The organism is Polaromonas sp. P3_B1 (assembly GCF_056402935.1).
In genome coordinates this window covers 66,706-85,260 of record NZ_JBFUGK010000002.1, presented here as the reverse complement: position 1 = coordinate 85,260, position 18,555 = coordinate 66,706, and the positions used below count along the sequence as shown (strand labels likewise).

Sequence of the window (18,555 nt, the reverse complement as noted above, 5' to 3'; positions counted from 1 at the left end):
AACACCATTGGGTTTTATTCTGTCGCGGGTCATCCCGTGGTTTGATGCCTGTTCACCGACGTTGCGCGATCATCGCGCGCATGGCCCGGTGATCGCACACAAGTTGCCTTGTCAAAGATCAGGCCGGTAGGAAGAATCCAGCGTCACCGAGCCGACCACCCGTGAGACACAGGCGCACAGCCGCGTGTTCCCCTGTTTCTCATGTTCGCTCAGAAAAACGTCGCGGTGGTCGATCTCGCCGTCCAGCGCCAGCACGTCCAGCGTGCACAGGCCGCATTCGCCGCGCTTGCAGTCGGACACCGCCTCCACGCCGGCCAGCTCCAGCGCGTCCAGCAGGCTGCAGTCGGCCGGCACGGTGATGTCCAGCGCATGGCGCGGAATCCGCACCCGGAAGGCCTGCGGTGCGAAACGCCCGCTGTTGCCGAAGGTCTCATACCGCAGGTCGGTCGCCGGCCGGCCCGAGGCCTCCCAGGCATGGCGCGCCGCGTCCAGCATGGGCACAGGGCCGCAGACATACATTTGCGCGCCCGGCGGCAAGGCCGCGATCTCGGCGGCGAAATCGATGCGCGCGTCGACGGCCGCCTGCAGCCGCGGGCCCAGGCAGGCCTGCAACGCCTGGCCGTAAGCCAGCTCGGCTTCGCTGCGCACGCCGTACAGCATGCGCAGCGGCCGACCCGATTGGGCGCACCGGCCCGCCAGCGTTTGGGCCATGCCCAGCAGCGGCGTGATGCCTATGCCGCCGGCCACCAGCAGGTAGGCCGGCGCGTTGAGGTCCAGCGGGAAATGGTTGTGCGGCCCGCTCAGCTGCAGCCGGTCGCCGGCGGCCAGTTGCCACATTGCGCGCGAGCCGCCGCGGCCGTCGTCCAGCCGCTTGACCGCGATGCGCCACGTTTGCCCATCGGGCTCGCCGACCAGGGAATAGGAGCGCTGCTGCGGCCTGCCGCCTACCAGCAGCTGCACCTGCAGGTGGCTGCCGGGGTCGTGGCGCGGCACGCCCTGCCCGTCCGCGGGGCGTATGCGGAACTCGCGCACGGTCGGCGTGAGGTCTTCAAAAGAATCAATGACCGCGTCGGTCCAGCTGGAGTTTGCTTTCATTCACTTCTTTCTGATCAGGCGCACACCGGGCATCTGGTCCAGGTTGTGGCTGGCCACGGCGGCGCGCAGGTTGCGTTGGGCCAGGCGCGAGTGCTCGCGCATGATGGCTTCGGCGCGCGAGCCTTCGCGCTGCTCGATGGCATCCAGCACCTGGCGGTGCTGGTCCTGTGCCACGATGAGCATGTCCCGCGCGCGCGGCGAGTTGGCCTGCACCACCACAAAGCCCGAGGCCGAGGCAAACGGCAGGCTGGACACACGGTCCAGTTCTTTCGCGATCACCTCGCTGCCCGCCATCTCGCTGAGCAGCGCGTGAAAGCGCTCGTTGAGCGCCACGTAGTCCGAAAACGCCTCGTCGTTCAGCGCCGGCTGGCTCAGCACTGCGTCGATGCGGTTCAGGCATTCGCGGGCTTCGCCCAGCACCACCGTGGGCGCGCCGCGCTCGGCGGCCAGCCGTGCCGACAGGCCTTCAATCGTGCCGCGCAGCTCGATCGCTTCGGACACGTCGCGTTCGGAAAACGTGCGCACCGCGAAGCCGCCGTTGGGCAGTGACTCCAGCAGGCCTTCCTGCTCCAGCCGCATCAGCGCGGCGCGTATGGGTGTGCGCGAAACGCCCAGCTTTTCGACGATGGACAGCTCGGCGATGCGCGCGCCGCCGGGCAGCTCGCCCGCCAGGATCATCTCGCGCAGCTGCAGCTGCGCCCTCACCTGCGCGCTTTCCAGGCTGTTGGGGGCGGGTGCATTGCCGGCATTGGCCGTGGGGACTGCTTTAACCATGGAGTTCAGGCCGCGAGGCGTATCGGGATCACAGGCGCGGGCGGTGCTTCCTGCGCGATCATGCGGTCTATCAGGCGCCTGGCCCACATGGAGCCGGCGTCGATGTTGAGGTTGTAGAACTGGTGGTCCGGGTGTTCCTCGATCGCGACCTGCTGGGCCTCCAGCACATGCTCGTCCTCGCGGAAGATGCCGGCCACGCCCTCGCGCAGCTGGTGCGTCAGGCGCTGCTCGCCCAGGCAATAGTTGCGCGCGAAGGCCCAGAAGTAGTGGCAGCTGCCGTCGGTCTCGGGTGTCACCGTGTTCAGCACAAAGCCGTTGACGCCCTTGCTGCGGTCGCCGGGCTGTCCGTCTTTGGGCGGCGCGCCCGAGCCGGCCTCGGCCACGCCGACGTCGATGTTCACGGTGCAGGGCGCTTCGAAGCGGATGATCTGCCAGCGGTCCACCTTGCCCTTGTAGCCGCGCGCATGCTCGATCTGCCCGGCCCAGAAAGGCGGTGCGTCTATGTTTTCCATCCAGCGCGTCACGGTGGCGCTGCGGTCGCCGTGCGTGGCCACAAAGGGCGCTTCGGCCACGGCGCGCTGGCCGATGCTGGAGCCGTGCACAAAGGTCTCGTGCGTCAGGTCCATCAGGTTGTCCACCACCAGGCGGTAATCGCATTTGACGGTGATGAGCTTGCCGTCGCCGGCCCAGTCCGGGTCGTCGTTCCAGTGCATGTCGGGCACCAGCGCGGGGTCCGCCTTGGCCGGGTCGCCGGGCCAGATCCAGACGAAGCGGTGCTTTTCGACGACCGGAAAGGCGCGCACGCAGGCCGAGGGATTCAGGGTTTCCTGGCTGGGCATATGGGTGCAGCGGCCCTGGGCGTTGTAGACCAGGCCGTGGTAGCCGCAGGTCACCTCATCGCCGTCCAGCCTGCCCATGGACAACGGCAGCAGCCGGTGCCAGCAGGCGTCTTCCAGCGCGGCCACCTGGCCGTCGGTGCGGCGGAACATCACAAGCTTTTGCTTGCAAATCGTGCGCGCCAGCAGCTTGCGGCCGACCTCGACGTCATAGGCGGCGGCATACCAGGCGTTGAGCGGAAAAGTGGGTTTTTTGGCATCCATGGATACTCAATGTATACATAAAGAGCCAAAAAGCCAAGTAAAAGGCCAAAATTCAGGGTAAATCCTGAGTCATTGTATTCAATGAGGTAGTTTCCAGCTGGAATACCATGGTGCCTGTATTTGCCAATTCGCCAACCCTGGAGACATCCCATGACCGCCAAACTACCCGCCCGCTACGACCACGTCGGCAGCTTCCTGCGCCCGCAATACCTGCTGGAAGCCCGCGAGCAAAAAGCCAAGGGCCAGATCACGCCCGAACAGCTGCGCAAGGTTGAAGACCAAGCCATCACCGAGATCGTGAAGTTCCAGGAAGACGTGGGCCTTAAAAGCATCACCGACGGCGAATTCCGCCGCACCTACTTCCACATCGACTTCCTCGAGCAGATCGGCGGCGTGAAGACCGACATCCCGGTCACCATACAGCGGCCCGACGGCAGCATGGAACTGGCGCCGCCCGTGATGCGCGTGATCGACAAGGTGCGCCACGTCAAGGACATCCAGCTTGCCGACTTCCAGTACCTCAAAAGCCAGGTCAGCGCCGGCAACACGCCCAAGGTCACGATTCCCTCGCCCACCATGCTGCACTTTCGCGGCGGCCGTGCCGGCATCAGCAAGGAGGCCTATCCCGAACTCGAGCCGTCTTTCTACGACGACGTGGCCAAGGCCTATGGCGACGAGTTGCGCAGCCTCGCCGCCGCCGGCTGCACCTATGTGCAGATGGACGACACCAACCTGGCCTACCTGTGCGACGAGAAGATGCGCGAAGCGGCGCGCCAGCGCGGCGATGACCCCAACGAACTGCCGCACCGCTACGCCAAGTTCATCAACAAGGTGGTCGCGCAAAAACCCGCCGGCATGACCCTGGCCATGCACCTGTGCCGCGGCAACTTCAAAAGCACCCACGCCGCGGCCGGCAACTACGAGCCGGTGGCCGAGGCGCTGCTCAAGGAGATGGACCTGGACGCCTACTTCCTCGAGTACGACGACAGCCGCAGCGGCGACTTCCGGCCGCTGCGCTACCTGCCCAAGGGCAAGACCGTGGTGCTGGGCCTGGTCACCACCAAGTTCGGCGAAATGGAAAGCAAGGACGACCTCAAGCGCCGCATCGAGGACGCCGCGAAATACGCGCCGCTGGAGCAGCTCGCGCTGTCACCGCAGTGCGGCTTCAGCAGCACGGTGCACGGCAACAACATCGCCGTCGAGGCGCAGCGCAACAAGCTGCGGCTGGTGGTCGAAACGGCACAAGAGGTCTGGGGCACGGCTTGAGCTGTATCCCGCGGCCGCGCTCAACCCCTCGGGCGCCGGCCGCACGCCGGCCGCCCCAGCGCCGCCACCGTCACGTGCACCACGTAATAGCTGGCGGTTTTCTTCAGCGTTGGCAAATTGGCGCATACAAGCTCAGTCATCGGCTTCTCCTTGGGATGGCTTGAAAATAGCTTCAATAGATTGACTTTCATTGAACGATAGAGAATAACTAAGCCGCTCGCCAATTGATCTGCCCTAGGCGATGCCTAGGCCGGGCGGCCGCGAAGGTCGATAAAGACATTTGTTACAACTCTCGGATGCCCGGGCGGGTGCCGGGGCTCAACATCGGTTCTCATCAAAAAAGTGTGAAAAAACAAACAGATACGCGCTAAACATATGTTCTGAACAGGGAAACTGTTGGACAGAATGAACCCAAAAGACTACAACCGGTCTACAACATTTTGTTGCACTCTGGCTTAAGGGTTTGCTCTTGTCCCGTCCTGCTGTTTTGATGTTCCGGGCTTCGGTCTGGTTTGTATTGGCTGCTTGCGCCGCCGGGGCTGCGCCTGCGCTGGCGCAAGTCCGGCCGGACGCCGGCATCCTGCTCGAGTCGCCGGGGTCGCTGCCCATGCTCCCGCAACGCAGCGAGCCGCCGCTGGAGCTGCGGCCACCCCAGGCCACGCCACCCGCCCCCGGTGCCGCGCGCATCACACCGGCGGCCTTCAACTTCACCGGCAACACGGTGTTCTCCAGCGAGCTGCTCGCTGCCCTGCTCGCGTCCCGCCTGAACCAGCCCACCGACATGGCCGGCTTGAGCGAAGCGGCCAACAGCGTCAGCGCCTATTACCGGCAAAAGGGTTACCTGCTCACGCAGGCCTATTTGCCTGAGCAGGCCTTCGCCGCCCAGGGCGGCAGCGTCACCATCGCCGTTCTTGAAGCGCACGTGGGCCGCGTCACGGTGCGCGTGGAAGGCTCCGGCATTTCGCAGGCCTTCGCCGAAAGCCTGGTGGCCGGCCAGTTGAAGACCGGCGACGCCGTCACCGAATACGCGCTCGACAAACCCGTGCTGCTGCTGCGCGACCTGGCCGGCTTTGAGGCCGCCGCGACCGTCCAGCCCGGCGAGCGCCTGGGCCAGGCCGATGTGCTGGTCACCGTCCAGGCCAAGGGCCCGCGCATGGACGGCTCCGTCAGCATCGACAACCACGGCGCACGCACCGCCGGCGCCGTGCGCGCCGTGCTCAACGCCAATATCAACAACCTGCTGGGTCGCGGCGACGTGGTGGCATTGAGCGCCCAGCACAGCGACCAAGCCGGCTCCGCCCTGTATCGCCTCGGCTACACCGTGCCGGTGGGCAACTCCGGCACGCGGCTGGGCCTGAGCCTGGCGCGGCTCGATTACGCGCTGGGCAAACAGTTCGAGGCGTTGGGCGCCAGCGGCAGCGCCGACATCGCGGGCATCAGCCTGTCGCAGCCCCTGGTGCGCGGGCGCGGCACAAATGTATACGGCTTCGTCAGCGCGGAACAAAAAAAGCTGGTCGATGAAACCCGCACGCCCGCGTTGAAAAGCCAACGCGACATCACCGCGCTCAGGCTGGGCCTGGCGGGCAATTTCGTCGACGAAGCGATGGGCGGCAGCGGCCTGAACAACTATGCCCTCAACCTCACTTTTGGCCGCCTCACGCTCAATGCGGCCGACCAGGCCCTGGACGACGGCCTGGGCGGCCTGCGCACGGCGGGCGGCTTCAGCAAGCTGAACCTGGAATTCCAGCGCTCGCAGTTTTTCGATGCGCCCTACAGCGTTCACTTCGCGGCCCAGGCCCAGCTCGCCTCGAAGAACCTCAGCTCGGCCGAAAAAATGGTGCTGGGCGGGCCCAACGGCGTGCGCGGCTACCCGGTGGGCGAAGGCGTGGGCGACACGGGTTTCCTGCTCAACCTGGAGTCGCGCTACCAGTTCCCGCAAGCGCCGTGGGGCGAGCCGCTGACCTTGCTCGCCTTTTACGACTTCGGGCGCGTGCACTTCAACCGCAACGGCGCCACCGTGCCCGGCAACACCAACACCTTGAGCCTGGGCTCCTTCGGCGTGGGCGCCACGCTGGGCCGGCCCGGCAAGTTCCTCATCAAAAGCTACCTGGCCTGGCGCACCACGCCCGCGCAACCCTCCACCGGCGACCCGGACCGCGCACCGCGCGCCTGGCTGTCGGCCCAGACCTGGTTCTAGTACACCCCCTTCATTCCGAATGCCCATCATGACCGCCACTGCATCCAGCACCCACGCCACCTACCGCCCCTGGGCTGTGCGCACCGTGGTGGTCAGGATCTCGCGCAAGCTGCGCGCCACCTACCGCATCCGCAGCGGCCGCCGCCTGTCGCAGCTGCTTGCAACGCTGCTGGCCGCCGTCTCGCCCTGGGCTACCGCGCTGCCCGAAGGCGCGCAAGTCGTGGCCGGCCAGGCCAGCGTCAGCACGCCCTCGGCCAATGCCATGGTGGTCAACCAGGCCAGCGACAAGGCCGTGCTCAACTGGCAAAGCTTCAACATCGGCGCCGGCCAGTCCATGCAGTTCGTGCAGCCCGGCGCATCGTCCGTCGCGCTGAACCGCGTCATCGGCAACGGCGCCTCTTCCATCTTCGGCTCGCTCAGTGCCAACGGCCAGGTCTTTCTGGTCAACCCGTCGGGCGTGATGTTCGCGCCCGGCGCGCAGGTCAATGTGGGCGGCCTGGTCGCCTCCAGCCTGGACATCGGCAACGGCGACTTCATGGCCGGGCGCTACAGCTTCAGCGGCACGGGCACGGGCGCCGTCAGCAACTACGGCAGCATCAATGCCGCGCGCGGCGGCTATGTGCTGCTGGCCGCGCCGCAGGTCACCAACGCCGGAGCCATCAGCGCCGAGGCCGGCTCCGTTGGCCTGCTGGCAGGCTCGCGTGTGTCGGTTGACGCTTCAGGCGCGGGGCTGGTGCGCTTCTCGGTGGACGCCGCGGCCGCGCAGGCAGCGATCAACAACAGCGGCAGCATCACCGCCGCGGGCGGCCAGGTGGCCGTGCTGGCCAGCGCCATGGGCGATGCGATGGCGACGGTCATCAACCAGTCCGGCGTGATACGCGCCAACTCGGCGGTGGAGCGCAACGGCACGATTGTGCTGAGCGGCGGCGGCACCGGCGTGGTCCATGTTTCGGGCACGCTGGACGCCAGCGGCGCGGCGGCAGGCCAGAGCGGCGGCACGGTGCAGGTTCTGGGCGACAAGGTGGCGCTCGACAGCGGCGCTTCCATCAATGTGTCCGGCGCCGCGGGCGGCGGCACCGCGCTGGTGGGCGGCGATTACCAGGGCGGCAATGCGGCCGTGCAGAACGCCTCGCGCACCTACGTCGCGGCGGGCGCCACGGTGCGCGCCGACGCGACCGACAGCGGCAACGGCGGCAAGGTGGTGGTTTGGGCCGACGGTGATACGCGCCACAGCGGCGCCATCAGCGCACGCGGTGGTGTGAACGGCGGTGACGGCGGTTTTGTCGAGGTCTCGGGCAAACAGCAGCTGGACCTGCACGGCAGCGTTGACGTGGCCGCGCCGGCCGGCACCGGAGGGCGGGTGCTGCTGGACCCGCAGGACATCCTGCTCAACGCCTCGGTCCAGCCCTCGCCGCCCAACAATGCCGACGGCACGCCCGACGTGGCTTTCGCCGACCCACCGGCCGCGAGCACCTACACCATCCAGGTCGCCGACGTCACCGGCTACAGCGAGCTCTACCTGCAAGCCACGAACAACATCACGCTGGCCAATGCACTGGCCATGACGGCGGGCAACAAGGTCCGTTTTGAAGCCGGCAACACGATTGCCCTGAATGCCGCGCTGACGGCCTCCGGCGGCGTGAACCTCTCCGCCGCCAGCATCACCAGCACCGCGGCCGGCACCATCACCACGACCGGGGCGGCCAACACCAATGCCGGCAACGTCACCCTCAACGCCACCGGCACCATCAACCTGGCCGGCGCCATCACCGCCACCGGTGGTGCGGCCGGCGCCGGCAACCCCGGCCGCAGCGGCGGTGTCGTCAGCATCACAGGTGCGGGCGTCACGGTTGCCGCCATCACGGCCAACGGCTCCGCCGGATCGGGCGCGGGGCAAACCGGCGGCGCCGGCGGCAACATCGGCATTACCTCCACCAATGGCATCAGCGCTACCGGCACCCTCACGGCCAGCGGCGCCAGTGGCGGCGCCGGCCCTTCGGTGGGCGGCAACGCGGGCAGCATCAGCGTGGCCAACAGCGGCGCCGGCAATATCGCCATCGGCGCGCTCACCGCGAGCACCGGCAATGCTGTGACCACAGGCGCGGGCGGCACGGCCGGCAGTATCTCGGTCACCAACAGCGCCGCCGGCGCCAGCCTGGGCACCGGCAACATCACCACGACCGGCGGCGCCAACGGCGACGGTGGTTCGGTCGCGCTCAACTCCGCCGGTGCACTGAGCGCGGGCACTGTCACCAGCAGCGGCGGCGGGACGCTGGCCAATACCTCGGGCCGCAATGCCGGCGCGATCAATATCACGGCAGCCGGCGCCATCACCGCGCTGGGCGCTGTTGCGGCCAGCGGCACCGGCGCCAACACGGCCGGCAACGGCGGCAATGCGGCCGCGGTTTCCATCACCGCGACAGGCGGCATCGCCGGTGCGGCCATCAGCGCCAGCGGCGGGGCCGGTGCGGGTGCCAATGCATCAGGCGGCAATGCCGCCGCCATCGCCGTGACCAACAGCGGAAGCGGCAACCTGGTCACCGGTGCCCTGACGGCTCAAACCGGCGCGGCCACCGGCACCGGCGTTGCGGGCACAGCCGGCAGCCTGGCCGTCACCAACAACGCGGCCGGCGGCAACCTCAACACCGGCGCCATCAACACCGCGGGCGGCGCGGGCGGCAATGGCGGCGCGGTCACATTGGCCTCGCAGGCCGGCGTCACCGTGACCGGTACCCTGGGCACCAGCGGCACCGTGTTGGCTGCCGGCACGCGCGCCGGCAGCAACGCCGGCAACGTCACCATCACGGGTGTCAACCGTTCCGTCACCGGCGCCATTACGGCCAGCGGCAGCGCGGCCAACGGCACCAATCAGGCCGGCGGCAATGCCGGTGTGGTCAGCATCACCGGCAGCGGCACACTGGGCACCGTGGCCATCGCGGCCTCGACCGGCGGCGCCACCGGCACAGGCACCGGCGGTACGGCCGGCAGCATCACACTGAGCGGCACAACGGTCGTGGCCGGCGCGCTGACTACCACGGGCGGCGCCAATGGCGACGGCGGCAATATCAGCGCCACCTCGACGGCCGGCGTGCTGACGACGGGCGCCATCATCACCAGCGGCGGCACGGCCAATGCGGGCACCTCGGGACGCAATGCAGGCAGTGTGACACTGCAGGCCACGGGCGGCCTGCTCACCGGCACCACCATCACCGCCAGCGGCACCAACGGCACCCTCACGGGTGACCAGGCCGGCGGCAACGGCGCGGCGATTTCCATCACCGGCAACAGCGGCATCACGGTCACCAGCCTGGTGGCCAGCGGCGGCTCGGCGGTCGGTACCAACGCGGCCGGCGGCAATGCCGGCAGCATCACCCTCAACAACAGCGGCAGCGGCAACATCGCCACCGGTACCCTGATCGCGCAGACCGGCAATGCGCTGGGTACAGGCGCGGGCGGCACGGCCGGCAGCGTCAGCGTCACTAACACCGCCGCCGCAGGAACACTCTCCACCGCGGCCATCACCACCACCGGCGGGCTCAAGGGCAACGGCGGTAACGTCAGCCTCTCGGCCCTGGGCCAGGTGTCCGTGCTCAACAACAACATCAACACCAGCGGCGGCGTCACGGTCAGCGGCCTGGCCGGCCGCAATGCCGGCGCGGTCACCCTCAGTGGCGCCGGCCTCAACATGGGCACGGGCACCATCACGGCCAGCGGCGGCGCGGCAGCGGCCACGTCCAACCAGAAGGGCGGCAGCGGTGCAGCCGTCAGCATCACGAGCACCGATGCCGTGACCATCAGCACCATTACCGCCAGCGGCGGCGCGGGCGGCACGACCAATGGCGACGGCGGCGATGCCGGCAGCATTACGGTACAGAACAATTCGGCCACGACGGGCGCCATTGCACTGGGCGCGCTCACGGCGCGCACAGGTGCAGCGGCGGGTACAGGCGCGGGCGGCGCGGCCGGTAGCACCAGCGTCAGCAATAGCGCGGCCGGCGCTAACCTCAGCACCGGTGCCATAGACAGCAGTGGTGGTGCCGGCGGCAATGGTGGTGCGGTCACGCTGGCCTCGCAGGCAGGCGCCACGGTCACCGGAACACTGAACACCAGCGGCACGGTATTGGCCGGCGGCACCGGTGCGGGCCGCAGCGCCGGCAACATCACGGTGACCGGCGCCAACCGCTCCGTCACGGGAGCCATCACGGCCAGCGGCAGCGCTGGCCTGGGCACCAACCAGGCCGGTGGCAATGCCGGTGTGGTCAGCATCGCAGGCAGCGGCACGCTGGGCACCAACACCATCAACGCCTCCACGGGCGCGGCCACCGGCACAGGCACGGGCGGCACAGCCGGCAGCATCACGCTGGGCGGCACAGCGCTCAACGTCGGCGCGCTGACCACCACGGGTGGCGCCAACGGGGACGGCGGCAATATCAGCGCCACGTCAACAGCCGGCGTGCTGACGACAGGCGCCGTCATCACCAGCGGCGGCACGGCCAATGCGGGCACCTCGGGACGCAATGCAGGCAGTGTGACGCTGCAGGCCGCAGGCGGTTTGCTCACAGCAACCACTGTCACCGCAAGCGGCAGCAATGGCACGCTGGCGGGCGACCAGGCCGGCGGCAATGGCGCGGCCATCAGCATCACCGGCAACACCGGCATCACGGTCACCAACCTCGCGGCCAGCGGCGGCGCAGCGGCCGGCACCAATGCGGCGGGCGGCAACGCCGGCAGCATCACGGTCAACAACAGCGGCAGCGGCAACGTCAGCACCGGCACTTTGACCGTGCAAACCGGCAACGCGCTGGGCACGGGCGCGGGCGGCACGGCCGGCAGCGTCAGCGTAGCCAACACGGCCGCCGGCGGTACCCTGTCCACCGCGGCCATCACCACCACAGGCGGCACCAAAGGCAACGGCGGCAATGTCAGCCTGTCGGCACTGGGCCAGATTGCCACCGCCAACAACAGCATCACCACCAGCGGCGGCGCCACCACCAACGGCCTGGCCGGCCGCAATGCCGGCACGGTCACCATCAGCGGTGGCGGCCTCAATATGGGCACAGGCACCATCACGGCCAGCGGCGGCGCGGCAGCGGCCACGTCCAGCCAAAAAGGCGGTGGCGGTGCGGCCATCAGCATCACGAGCACTGACGCCGTAACCACCGCTGGCATCACGGCGAGCGGCGGCGCTGGCGGCACAACCAACGGTGACGGCGGCGACGCCGGCAGCATCAGCGTGCAGAACAATTCCGCCACGACCGGCGCGATCACGCTGGGCGCGCTCACGGCGCGCACCGGTGCAGCCGTGGGCACGGGCGCCGGCGGCGCGGCCGGCAGCATCAGCGTCACCAACAACGCCGCGGGCGCCAACCTCAGCACGGGCGCCATTGACAGCAGCGGCGCGGCGGGTGGCAACGGCGGTGCCGTCACGCTGGCTTCGCAGGCCGGCGTCACGGTCACCGGAACACTGAACACCAGCGGCACGGTATTGGCCGGTGGCACCGGCGCCGGCCGCAGCGCCGGCAACATCAACATCACAGGCGTCAACCGCTCGGTTACGGGCGCCATCACCGCCAGCGGCAGCGTGGGCCTGGGCGCCAACCAGGCCGGCGGCAACGCCGGCGTGGTGAGCATCACCGGCAGCGGTACCCTGGGTGTCGCCGCGGGCATTACGGCCTCGACCGGCGGCGCAACCGGCACAGGCGCGGGCGGCACAGCCGGCAGCATCACGCTGACGGGCACGGCGGTCACGGCGGGCGCGCTGACCACCACGGGCGGCGCCAATGGCAACGGCGGCAATATCAGCGCTACCTCAACAGCCGGCGTGCTGACGACGGGCGCCGTCACCGCCAGCGGTGGCACAGCCAATGCGGGCACGGCCGGGCGCAATGCAGGCGCCGTCACGCTGCAGGCCACAGGTGGACTGCTGACCGGCACCACGGTGACCGCCAGCGGCACCAATGGCACCTTGGCCGGCGATCAGGCCGGCGGCAACGGCGCGGTGATTTCCCTCACCGGCAACAGCGGCGTCACAGTCACCAATCTGGCGGCCAACGGCGGTGCGGCGGCCGGCACCAACGCGGCCGGCGGCAACGCCGGCAGCATCACCGTCAACAACAGCGGCAGCGGCAACATCAGTACAGGCACGCTGACGGCGCAAACCGGCAATGCGCTGGGCACGGGTGCGGGTGGTACGGCAGGCAGCATCTCGGTGGCCAACACCGCGGCGGCGGGAACTCTCTCTGCCGCGGCCATTACCACGAGCGGCGGCACCAAGGGCAATGGCGGCAACCTCAGCCTGTCGGCGCTGGGCCAGGTGTCCGTGCTTAACAACAACATCAACACCAGCGGCGGCACCACGGTCAGCGGCCTGGCCGGCCGCGATGCGGGCAGCGTCACCATCAGCGGCGCCGGCCTCAACATGGGCACAGGCACCATCACCGCTTCCGGCGGCGCGGCAGCGGCCGGCGCCAGTGAAAAAGGCGGCAGCGGCGCGGCCGTCAACATCACAACAACCGCAACGGTCACCACGGCGGCTATCACCGCCAACGGCGGCGCGGGCGGCACAACCAACGGCGACGGCGGCAATGCCGGCAGCATCAGCCTGGCCAACACGGTGGCCGGCAATGTCACGACAGGCGCGCTGGCCGCGCAAAGCGGCAATGCGGCGGGCACCGGGGCGGGCGGCACGGCGGGCAGCATCAGCGTGAGCAATGCCGCGGGCAACCTCACAACCGGCACGCTTACCACCACGGGCGGCACCTCGGGCCACGGCGGCAATGTCAGTGCCTCCGCCGCAGGCGGCATCGCGACGGTCGGCACCATCACCACCAGCGGCGGCGCAACCACCGGCACAGCCAACGGCCGCAATGCCGGCACGGTAAGCGTCAGCGGCGCGGGCGTTACCACGGCCGCGATCACCGCCAACGGCAGCAACGGCAGCACCACGGGTGCGGGCGGCAACGGCGGTGCGATCACCGTGAACTCCACGGCGGCCATCAGCAGCACCGGCACGCTCAGCGCGATCGGCGGCAACGGCGTGGGTGCCAACCAGGCCGGCGGGCAGGGCGCGGCGGTGTCGCTGGCGTCCACCGGCGGCAATGTGTCGGTCGCCGCCATCGTCACCTCAGGCGGCAATGGCGGCACGGGCGTGGCAGCAGGCGGCAACGCGGGCAGCATCACGCTCGATGCGGCGGGCGCTACGCCCACCGTCACGCTGGCCGGCGGCCTCACGGCGCTGGGCGGCAACCAGGTCGGCGGCGCGGTCTCGGGCGCTGGCGGCACTATTCGCATCAAGGACGATGCCCTGCTCAACGCGGCCAGCATCACGCTGGACTCGCGCGGCGGCAATGCCGGCGCGGGCGTAGGCGCCAACATCCAGTTGGACGGCGCGGTCAACAGCCTGGTTTCAGGCCGTGCGCTGGTGCTGCAGGCAGGCAACGGTGACGTGGCGATCAACGGCACCACCGGCGCGAGCCTGGCCCTGTCGGCACTGACCGTGACCGCCAACGACATCGCCGTGGGCGCCATAGGCGGCGCCTCGGCAGGCGTCACCGGTGCCACCTCACTGACGGCCACCACCGCCGGCGCCGACACCGGCGACATCAGCCTCAACGGCGCACTCAACGTCAATGCGCTGACTCTGGCGGCGGGAAGCGCCCTCACGCAGACCGGCGCCATCAAGGCCACCACCGCGACCCTGACGGCGGGCGCCGGCAACAACATCACGCTGAACAATGCGGGCAATGATTTCACCGGCGCCGTGACAGTGGTGTCGGGGCTCAACGTCAGCCTCGCGGACGCCAACGCGCTGGCGCTGGGCGCGTCCACCATCTCGGGCACGCTGGCCGTGAACACCAGCGGCGCCATCACGCAAACCGGCGCGCTTGCCGTGACCGGCGCCACCACGCTGGCGGCCGGTGCGGTCAACGACATCACGCTGGCCAACGCCGGCAACAACTTCTCCAGCGTGGCCGTCACCAGCGGCAACAACGTTTCGCTGCGCGACAGCAATGGCATCGTGCTGGGTACGTCCACGGCCGCCACCAGCCTCACGGTGGCCGCCGGCGGTGCCATCACCCAGACGGGCGCCATCACCGCACCCACGCTGTCGGCCAAGACGCTGGTCAATGCCGGTGCCGCCATCACGCTGACCAACGCTGGCAACGAGGCCGCCACCGTTAACCTGCAGGCGCGCAATGCCGCGGACACGGCCAATGCAGCCGGCGCCATCACCTACCGCGACGCCACCGGCTTCGACGTGGCCGCTGTCAACACCACCAGCACCTTGGCGCTGCAATCCAACGGCAACATCACCCAGTCGGGCGCCGTCACGGCCGCCTCACTGGCAGTGGCCGGCACCGGCGCGGGCTCGTTGAACCTCGGCACCCAGGCCAACAACATCACCACCCTCAACGCCATCACGGCGGCGGGCGGCTTCGCGCTGAATAACGGCAACAACAGCACAACGGTGGCGGGCAACATCACCGCCACCAACAACGCCGTGGCCATTGACACCGGCACAGGCACGTACACGCAGAACGCCAACATCGACGTGGCTGCCGGCAGCGGGCCCATCACCATCACGGCCGATACGGTCGCCATCGCCGCCAACACCGGCAACAACGCGCTCACCACCAGCGGCGTGCTCACGCTCAAGGCCAAGACTGCGAGCCGTGCCATGTCGCTGGCGGGTGCTGCCGGCTTTGACCTCACGGCTGCGGAAATCACCGCCTTTGCCACTGGCGCCACTGGCCCTATCGTCATTGGCGATACGGCCAGCACGGGTGTGATGACAATCGGCGGGCCGGTCGCCCTGGCCGGCAAGACCCTGACGCTCAATGCCGGCTCCATCACCGATGCAGGTGTGCAAACCATCACCGCGCAGAATGTTTCGCTCAACGCCAACGGCCAGATCGGCACCGACGCGAGCAACGGCATCGACATCTCGGCAACCAACCTCAGCGTCAACACCGCCGGCAATGCCAACGCCTTTGTGCGCAGCACCGGCGCCGTCAACCTGGGCGTGGGCGCCACGGCCTCCAATGTGGGCAGCGGCACGCTGGACCTGGTGGCGGCGGGCGCGGTCACCCAGACGGCGGGCACCGGCAACATCACAGCCGGCACCCTGAATGTCAAAACACTGGTCAATGCGGGCGCAGCCATCACGCTGAACAACGCCGGTAATACGAACACCACGGTTAACCTGCAGGCACGCAATGCCGCGGACACCGCCAACGCGGCCGGCGCCATCCAATACAGCACCGCCGGCGGATACAACGTGGCGGGCATCGCCACGACAGCCAATGCCAGCTTGTCCTCGGGCGGCGCCGTCAGCCAGTCAGGCGCCATCGCGGCGTCAGGCCTTGCGCTGACGGGCGCGGCCGGTGCCTACACCCTCGCAAACGCGGGCAATGCCGTCACCACATTGGCAGCCAATGCTGCCAGCGTGGACTACAAACAGGCGAGCGCGCTGATCGTGGGAACCGTCGGCGCTACCGCCGGCGTGACGGCCAGCGGCACGGTCAAAATTGAAACCACGGGCGCGGCCTCCAACCTCACGCTGAACAACGCCGTGAGTTCTTCGGCGACGGGCGACGCGGTGGTGCTCAAGGCCGGCAGCTCCAATGCGGCCGGCGTCAGCACCGGCGGCCAGCTCATCAACAATGTGGGCGCGGGCGGCATCGTGGCCGCTTCCGGCCGTTACCTGGCCTACAGCGGCGACCCGGGCGCCACGCTCGAAGGCGTCGCGGGCTACAGCAAGCGTTACAACAGCGATGCGAGCTATGTACCGGCCGGCGGCGCCAACACCTTCCTTTACCGCATCGCGCCGACCCTGACCGTCACGGCCGACAACAAGACCAAGGTCTACGGCGACACCAACCCGCTGCTGACCGGTGTGGTCAGCGGCCTGATCGACGGCGACACCGCGGCCGGGGTGGGCGTGAGCTACGCCACCACGGCGGTGGACAGGACAGCCGTCGCGGCCGGCCCGGTGGCGATCACCACCAGCGTGACCAACAACGAAAACTACACCCTGGCCCAGACCAATGGCGCCTTGACCATCACCCAGCGGGCCCTGGCCGTGACAGCCACCGGCCAGAACCGGGTCTATGACGGCGGCACGACCGCCACCGTGACGCTGGCTGACAACCGGCTGGCTGGCGATGTGCTCACCGCCAGCAACACCACCGCCAGCTTCGTCGACAAGAACGTCGGCACAGGCAAAACGGTGAACGTTGGCGGCATCGCCATCACTGGCGCTGACGCCGGGAACTACAGCGCCAACACCACAACCGTGACCACGGCGAACATCACCCAGCGCGCCCTTACGGTGGGTGCTACGGGAATCAACAAGGTCTACGACGGCAATGTCACTGCCGGGGTGACCCTGACGGACAACCGCGTTGCCGGTGATGTGCTCACCGCCAGCAATACCGCTGCCAGCTTCACCGACAAAAATGTGGGTATCGGCAAAGCCGTCAGCGTGAGCGGCATCGGCATTACCGGCACCGACGCCGGCAACTACAGCGTCAACACCACAGCGGCTACCACCGCCGACATCACGCAGCGTGCCCTCACGGTCAGCGCCACGGGAAGCAACAAGGTCTACGACGGCAACGCCACTGCCGGCGTGACCCTGTCCGACAACCGTGTCGCGGGTGACGTGCTCACTGCCAGCAACACCTCGGCCGCCTTTACCGACAAGAACGTGGGAACGGGCAAGACCGTCAATGTGGGCGGCATCGCCATCACCGGCACCGACGCCGGCAACTACAGCGTCAACACCACGGCCGCCACCACGGCGAACATCACGCAACGTGCCCTCACGGTCAGCGCCACGGGAAGCAACAAGGTTTACGACGGCGGCACCACCGCCGGCGTGACGCTGGCCGACAACCGTGTCGCCGGCGATGTGCTTACCGCCAGCAACACGGCCGCGAACTTCGTCGACAAGAACGTGGGTACCGGCAAAGCCGTCAGCGTGAGCGGCATCGGCATCACCGGGACCGACGCCGGCAACTACAGCGTCAACACCACGGCCGCGACCACCGCCGACATCACGCAGCGTGCCCTCACGGTCAGTGCCACGGGAAACAACAAGGTCTACGACGGCAACGCCACCGCTACGGTTACGTTGGGCGACAACCGCGTTGCCGGTGATGTGCTTACCGCCAGCAACACTGCTGCGAATTTTGCCGACAAGAACGTGGGCACCGGCAAGGCCGTCAGCGTGGGCGGTATCAGCATCAGCGGCGCCGACGCCGGCAACTACAGCGTCAACACCACGGCCGCCACCACGGCCGACATCACCCAGCGCGCCCTCACGGTCAGCGCCACGGCGCAAAACAAGGTCTATGACGGCGGCACCGCTGCCACGGTCACGCTCTCCGACAACCGGGTTGCCGGGGACGTGCTGGCAAGCAGCAACACGGCCGCCAACTTCGCCGACAAGAATGCGGGCACAGGCAAGACCGTGAACGTCGGCGGTATCGCCATCTCGGGCGCGGACGCCGGCAACTACAGCGTCAACACAACGACCGCCACCACGGCGAACATCACGCCGGCTTCCATCGCCAACGTCAGCGGCATCACCGCCGCAGACAAGGTGCAGGACGGCACCACGGCCGCCACGCTGGCGACCGGAGCCGCCGCATTTACCGGCCGCATTGGCGCGGATGTGCTCACGGTGGGCGCTGCCACCGGCAACTTCGACACCCCCGCCGTCGGTAGCGGCAAGCCCGTCAGCATCACCGGCATTACCTTGTCGGGCGCGGACGCAGGCAACTATGTGCTGGTCAACCCCACGGCGGCGACGACGGCCAGCATTACGCCGGCGCCGGCCAATATGGCCGAACGCACCGGCGACGCGCGCATTGCCAACGGCACGGCGCTGCCGGTGCTGGAGGCTGACGACAGGCGCGAGCAGGCCTTCCGCCGCGCGGCCGGCATACGGCCCGCCACAGAACTGGCCGAGGCAGCGCAAACGCCGGCTTTCCGCCTGGCGGGCTTTCCCGACACGCGCGACGCCGGCGCACCGGCCCAGCCCGATTGCGAGGCCGCAGCCAACCGCGTGGCTTGCCTGGCCGACGTGGCGCAGGCGGGACAGGGGCAATAAGGGTGCCC

The 18,555-nt window shown here is 68.6% G+C and carries 6 protein-coding genes; 3 read left to right on the top strand and 3 right to left on the bottom strand.

The window, feature by feature from the left end; genetic code table 11:
* Positions 1–111: 111 nt before the first annotated feature.
* From AC1DXS_RS01805 to AC1DXS_RS01795, 3 genes are read right to left on the bottom strand one after another with little or no spacing between them, the layout of a single operon-like run.
* Positions 112–1,095, bottom strand: a complete 984-nt coding sequence (locus AC1DXS_RS01805) for a PDR/VanB family oxidoreductase (RefSeq protein WP_477735875.1) — start codon at positions 1,093–1,095, stop codon at positions 112–114.
* The gene (locus tag AC1DXS_RS01800; RefSeq protein WP_477735874.1) at positions 1,096–1,869 is read right to left on the bottom strand and encodes a GntR family transcriptional regulator; all 774 of its coding nucleotides are present in this window, start codon (positions 1,867–1,869) and stop codon (positions 1,096–1,098) included.
* Positions 1,870–1,874: 5 nt separating this feature from the next.
* Entirely contained in the window at positions 1,875–2,969 is a 1,095-nt protein-coding gene (locus tag AC1DXS_RS01795) for an aromatic ring-hydroxylating dioxygenase subunit alpha (protein WP_477735873.1), read from the bottom strand.
* A gap of 150 nt (positions 2,970–3,119) precedes the next feature.
* Here AC1DXS_RS01795 and AC1DXS_RS01790 point away from each other — a divergent pair, with 150 nt between their 5' ends.
* From AC1DXS_RS01790 to AC1DXS_RS01780, 3 genes are all read left to right on the top strand, one after another.
* On the top strand, positions 3,120–4,235 hold the full coding sequence (locus AC1DXS_RS01790) for a 5-methyltetrahydropteroyltriglutamate--homocysteine S-methyltransferase (protein WP_477735872.1): 1,116 nt from the start codon (positions 3,120–3,122) through the stop codon (positions 4,233–4,235).
* 469 nt (positions 4,236–4,704) lie between these two features.
* Positions 4,705–6,432, top strand: coding sequence for a ShlB/FhaC/HecB family hemolysin secretion/activation protein (locus AC1DXS_RS01785; protein ID WP_477735871.1), 1,728 nt, complete (start codon positions 4,705–4,707; stop codon positions 6,430–6,432).
* A 28-nt stretch (positions 6,433–6,460) separates the two neighbouring features.
* Positions 6,461–18,547, top strand: coding sequence for a YDG domain-containing protein (locus AC1DXS_RS01780; RefSeq protein ID WP_477735870.1), 12,087 nt, complete (start codon positions 6,461–6,463; stop codon positions 18,545–18,547).
* Positions 18,548–18,555: the final 8 nt, after the last annotated feature.